This is a genomic window from Mycobacterium sp. TH-M15, from assembly GCF_057473705.1.
Genome location: NZ_JBYCLB010000070.1, coordinates 1 through 5,480 on the forward strand (window position 1 = coordinate 1; position 5,480 = coordinate 5,480).

The window sequence follows — 5,480 nt, forward strand, 5'->3', positions numbered from 1 at the left end:
CGGTATGTACCGCCACAACCTGCGGATACTCAGGTTTTACTCAGCCGATTAGCCGAGCTACGGAGTCTTCACCCACTTGCCGGCATCGCCCACGATGCCCACCGGCACCGCCCCGGTCAGCCCGACGTTGCGCACGCTGGGTCCGGCCGCCACGATCGTGTTGTCCTGCAGGATCGGCAGCACCGTGGACATCGCCCAGAGCCGCCCCTCGACCGCCGCGATCACCTCGGCGACGCTGCGGTTGCCGGTCAGCGCGGCGTCGATGGCCGACTCGATGCCGCGGTCGCAGACGCCGGTGATGTTCGACGGAGCCCGCAGCAGCGGGCCCGCACCCGGCGGGGGTGCCCCGGAGGGCTCCTCGGGTGCCGACGGCTCCGTCGACGCCGGATTGGCATCCGACGGCGGCGACCCGGGCGGAGCCGGTGGCACCGGTGGCGCATCCGGCGGCGGCACCGGCACCGCGTGCAACCCCGCACACCCGTAGCGGGACGCCAGCACGGTCGCCAGGTCGCCACCGGCCTGCCGCCAGCCGACGACGGCGTCGACCTGCGGCAGCACCTCCCGGTACAGCTTCACCGGGTCGGTTGCCAGCACCGTCGCGGCGATCCCGACGTTGCGCAGCTGGTCTGCGGCGGTGTTGGCCACCGCCACCGACGTCGGGTCGTTGCCGGCCACCCCGATCACCAGCGACAGCTGCTGGCCGTCTTTGCTCACCCGCCCACGGATGACCTCCGGCGAACGCGGGTCGGGCGGGCTGCCCGGCGGGCGGGGCGGCGGCGGTACCGAGGACGGCGGCGCCGTCTCGTCGATCCGGTACCCGGTCGACTGCAGCAGCAGCAGCGCCGCGGTGGTCGTCATCGGCGGCGGCGCCGTCGGCTCGTAGCTCGGGTCGCTGGGCGAATGGACCTGTGCCCGGTCCAGCACCACGGTGTTGTCGCTGGCGGCGCCGACGGCGGCGAGCAGGCCGACGTCGAGCAGCCCCTGCAGCGCGCGGCGCACCCGCACGTCGGTCAGCTTCGGGCGGTCGCCGCGCAGCGTCAGCTCCAGCACCCGCGGGGTCAGGATCCGGTCGGTGGTCACCCCCGGGATCGCCGACAGCTGCGCGAACGCCGCCGAACCGCCGTGCACCTGGGCGACCTGGGTGTCGCCGTTGCGGATCGAGTCGGCCAGCGCGGCGGCGGTCCCGGCCCGGCGGAACAGGATCAGGTCCGGTTTGGCCGGCGTGCCCCAGTACCGGTCGTTTCGGGCGAGCAGGATGGCCTCCCGCTGCGGGTCGATGTTCTCCACCCGGAACCGGCCGGCGGTCACCGGCAGCGCCCGGGCCAGCCCGGCCGGGAACCCGCCCGGCACGTCCTTGACGATGTGCGCCGGCAGGATGTTGGTGAACAGCTCCCGCCACGCCGGGTAGGTCCGGGAGAACGTCACCACCACCTGTTTGCCGCCCTCGACGGATTGCACCCCGGTGATCAGGTCATAGCCGGCCGGGTCGACCACCCCCGGCTGGCTGACCATCTGCTGCCAGAGGTACCAGAAGTCGTCGGCGGCGATCGGGGCGTTGTCGGTCCACGACGCCTCCGGCCGGATCTTGTAGGTGACGGTGAACGGGTGGTATGCGGTGACCGCCGCCGAAACCAGCAACGCCTTGTCCATCTCCCACCGCGACCCGGTCAGCGTGGTGGGGTCGGGCACCGGGCGAAACGCGCTGGGCAGCACCAGTGCGCCGACGGCCGCGCTCACCGGTGACAGGTCGGAGAGCAGGTGCGGGTTGAAGCCGGCGCCGATCGAGTCGATGCCCATGATGATCTGGGTGACCGGCGCCGGCGGCAGCGCCGGGTGCTGTGGGCTCTCCGTGCTCTGCGGCGCCGGTGGCGGGTTGACCGTGCAGCCCGCCACCGTCGTCGCCACCGTGCAGATCAGCGCGCCGAGCCCCAGGTAGCTGCGACGGGCTGACGGCGACACGTCCAATAGGGTATCGGTGCCGTATCCGGCCGGTTTGGAGCCCGGCGGCCGCGAGCGTGGAGCCGTTAGCCGCGTGCCTTGGCGCGGGCGCGGCTGCGGGCCCGGGTGGTGGCGTCGAGCTCGACCTTGCGCACCCGCACCACCTCCGGGGTGACCTCGACGCACTCGTCGGACGCGCAGAACTCCATCGCCTGCTCCAGGTCCAGCTGGATCGGTTTGGCCAGCGTCTCGATCACGTCGGCGGTCGACGAGCGCATGTTGGTCAGCTTCTTCTCCCGGGTGACGTTGACGTCCAGGTCTTCGGCCCGCGGGTTGATCCCGACGACCATGCCCTGGTAGGTGTCCTGGCCGGGCTCGACGAAGAACTGACCGCGATCGGCCAGCTGGATCAGCGCGAACGGGGTGACGGACCCGGACCGGTCGGAGACCAGCGAGCCGGTGTGCCGGGCCCGGATCTCGCCGGCCCACGGCTGGTATCCGTCCAAGACCGCGTTGGCGATGCCGGTGCCGCGGGTCTCGGTGAGGAAGTCGGTGCGCCAGCCGATCAGGCCCCGGCTGGGGATGACGAACTCCATCCGCACCCAGCCGGTGGTGTGGTTGGCCATCTCGGTCATCCGGCCCTTGCGGCCGGCGGCCAACTGGGTGACGGCCCCGACGAACTCCTCCGGGCAGTCCACGGTCAGCTGCTCGAACGGCTCGTGCACCTTGCCGTCGACCTTGCGGGTCACCACCTGCGGCTTGCCGACGGTGAGCTCGAAGCCCTCCCGGCGCATCTGCTCCACCAGGATGGCCAACGCCAACTCGCCGCGGCCCTGCACCTCCCAGGCGTCCGGGCGGCCGATGTCGACGACCCGGATCGAGACGTTGCCGACCAGTTCGGTGTCCAGCCGGCTGCGGACCATCCGCGCGGTCAGCTTGTGCCCGGAGACCTTGCCGGCCAGCGGCGAGGAGTTGGTGCCGATCGTCACCGAGATCGCCGGCTCGTCGACGGTGATCCGCGGCAGCGCGTTCGGCACCGCCGGGTCGGCCAGCGTGTCGCCGATCATGATGTCCGGGATGCCCGCGACGGCGACGATGTCACCGGCCTGCGCCTCGTCGGTCGGGGTGCGCTCCACGCCCTCGGTGACCAGCAGTTCGGTGATCTTGGCGGTGGCGGTCTCCGGCTCCCCGTCGACCTCCCGCAGCCAGGCCACCGGCTGGCCCTTGCGGATCCGGCCGTTGTAGATCCGGATCAACGCCAGCCGGCCCAGGAACGCCGACGCGTCCAGGTTGGTCACCAGCGCCTGCAGCGGCGCGTCCGGGTCGCCCGACGGCGGCGGCACGTGCTCGAGCAGCACCTCGAAGAGCGGGTCGAGGTTCTCCCCGTCGGGCACCTGGCCGTCGCCGGGCTCGGTGGTGCTGGCCACCCCGGCGCGACCGGAGGCGTACAACGTCGGCAAACCCAGTGCGTGCTCGGCGGCGGCCTGCGCCTCGTCGTCCAGGTCACTGGCGACGTCGAGCAGCAGGTCGTGGCTGGCGTCGACCACCTCGGCGATCCGGGCGTCCGGCCGGTCGGTCTTGTTGACCACCAGGATCACCGGCAGGTGCGCGGCCAACGCCTTGCGCAGCACGAACCGGGTCTGTGGCAGCGGGCCTTCGGACGCGTCCACCAGCAGCAGCACCCCGTCGACCATGGACAGCCCGCGCTCCACCTCGCCGCCGAAGTCGGCGTGGCCCGGGGTGTCGATGACGTTGATGACGGTGACGGTGCCGTCGGGGTGATGCCGGTGCACGGCGGTGTTCTTGGCCAGGATGGTGATGCCTTTTTCCCGCTCCAGGTCACCGGAGTCCATCACCCGCTCCTGCGCTTCGCCGCGTTCGTGCAGGGCACCGGATTGGCGGAGCATGGCGTCGACCAGGGTGGTCTTGCCGTGGTCGACGTGGGCGACGATGGCGACGTTGCGAAAGGTGCCGGAAGCGCTGGAACTCACCGGCCGATTCTGCCAGCGCATGACCGGGATCGCGAAAACGTGTTGCCTGGGTTACACACCCAGCGGCGACTCGGCGGTGAGCCGCTTCACCTCTTCGTGGTGCAGCGCGGTCAGCGACTCCAGCCGGCTGGCGGCGTCCGCGGTGAGCGTCAGCCGGATCACCCGCTGGTCGTCACCGTCGCGGACCCGGGTGACCAGCCCCGCGGTCTCCGCCCGTTGGATCAGCTCACCGGCGCTGTGGTGGCGCAGCAGCAGGTAGTCGGCGACGTCGCCGACCGTCGGCCCACGCGGGTCGGTGTGGCCACGGATCGCCAGCAGCAACTGGTGCTGCATCGGGGTCAGCCCGGCGGCCTGCGCCTGGTCCGCGCTCCACCGCTCGAAGCGGCGCAGCCGGGTGCGCAGAGTCAGCAACCGGGTGTAGACGTCGTCGGGCACGCCTCCGGTGCTGGTCTCCGACCCGTCGACGACGACCGTACGGTCAGCACGGTCGGCGGTCACCGGGAACCCCCGTTCACCATCCACCGCGCTGCGGCCGGGTCGTGAACGGCCGGTCTCGCGGCGCCGCATCGCGGCTGCGGTAGAGGATATACGGCCGGAACAGGTATCCGACCGGAGCGCTGAACGCGTGCACCAGCCGGGTGAACGGCCAGAGCGCGAACAGCAACAGCGCGATCATCACGTGCACCTGGTAATAGAGCGGCGCCTGCACCATCAGGTCACCGCGCGGATCGAGCGCGAAGACCGACCGGAACCAGACCGAGACGGTCTTGCGGTACTCGTGCGCCTCCCCGTAGTGGGTGGTGCCCATCAGGGTGCAGCTCATCCCGGCCACCAGCGCCGCCACCAGCACCGCATACATGATCTTGTCGTTGACCGTGGTGGCGCCGAAAACCGCGGCGTGGCTGCGCCGCCGGTAGATCAACAACCCCACCCCCACCAAGGTGGCGACTCCGGCGGGAATCCCCAGGATCAGCGCCTGCAGGTGGTAGACGCGGTCACTCATACCCAGCGCCTCGGTCCAGCTCATCGGGATGAACAGGCCCATGATGTGCCCGGCGATCACCACGAAGCTGCCGAAGTGGAACATCGGGCTGGCGACCTGCAGCAGCTTGGACTCGTAGAGCTGCGACGACCGGGTGGTCCAGCCGAACTTGTCGTAGCGGTACCGCCACCACAGCGCGACGCACAAAACGGTCAACGAGAGATACGGCGCGATGTTCCACCACCGCACCGAGTCGGTTACCAGGGTCATCGGACCGGCACCGTCGGCATCTTCGGCATGCCGAGCGGAACCGTCGGGTTGTACGGCTCCAGCCCGACGGCTTCGGCGGGCGGCCCGGAATCGGCCAGCTGGCGCACGTCCTGTACCTCCTGGTCGGTGACCGACGGCAGCGTCTCGCACACCGCGGCGACGGCGTGCCGGTACGGCGACTCGGCCCTGCTCAGCGACTGCAACAGTACGTCGATCGGCACCCGGTGTCCGACCAACAGCTCCCGGCCCGCCGTCGGGTCGACGGTCGCCGCGAACTCCAGCACCACCGGCAGATAATC

At 71.0% G+C, this 5,480-nt stretch carries 5 protein-coding genes; all 5 read right to left on the reverse strand.

Annotation, left to right across the window (positions count from 1 at the left end):
* Positions 1-57 precede the first annotated feature (57 nt).
* The gene (locus AC2VNT_RS01740) at positions 58-1,965 is read right to left on the reverse strand and encodes an ABC transporter family substrate-binding protein (protein ID WP_486945217.1); all 1,908 of its coding nucleotides are present in this window, start codon (positions 1,963-1,965) and stop codon (positions 58-60) included.
* A 59-nt stretch (positions 1,966-2,024) separates the two neighbouring features.
* Entirely contained in the window at positions 2,025-3,950 is a 1,926-nt protein-coding gene (typA, locus tag AC2VNT_RS01745) for a translational GTPase TypA (RefSeq protein ID WP_486945218.1), read from the reverse strand.
* A 30-nt stretch (positions 3,951-3,980) separates the two neighbouring features.
* Positions 3,981-4,427: a MarR family winged helix-turn-helix transcriptional regulator gene (locus AC2VNT_RS01750; RefSeq protein ID WP_486945219.1), complete on the reverse strand. Its 447-nt coding sequence runs from the start codon at positions 4,425-4,427 to the stop codon at positions 3,981-3,983.
* Between the two features lie 13 nt (positions 4,428-4,440).
* A complete protein-coding gene (gene narI / locus AC2VNT_RS01755) occupies positions 4,441-5,181 on the reverse strand; it encodes a respiratory nitrate reductase subunit gamma (protein ID WP_486945220.1) in 741 nt (246 codons plus the stop codon).
* A partial coding sequence (locus AC2VNT_RS01760) for a nitrate reductase molybdenum cofactor assembly chaperone (protein WP_486945221.1) occupies positions 5,178-5,480 on the reverse strand: 303 nt, incomplete at its 5' end. The genes AC2VNT_RS01760 and narI, both read right to left, overlap by 4 nt.

Coding starts and splice junctions, on each gene's coding strand:
- narI (WP_486945220.1), bottom strand. CDS start 5,181: ATGACCCTGGTAACCGACTCGGTGCGGTGGTGGAACATCGCGCCGTAT.
- typA (WP_486945218.1), bottom strand. CDS start 3,950: ATGCGCTGGCAGAATCGGCCGGTGAGTTCCAGCGCTTCCGGCACCTTT.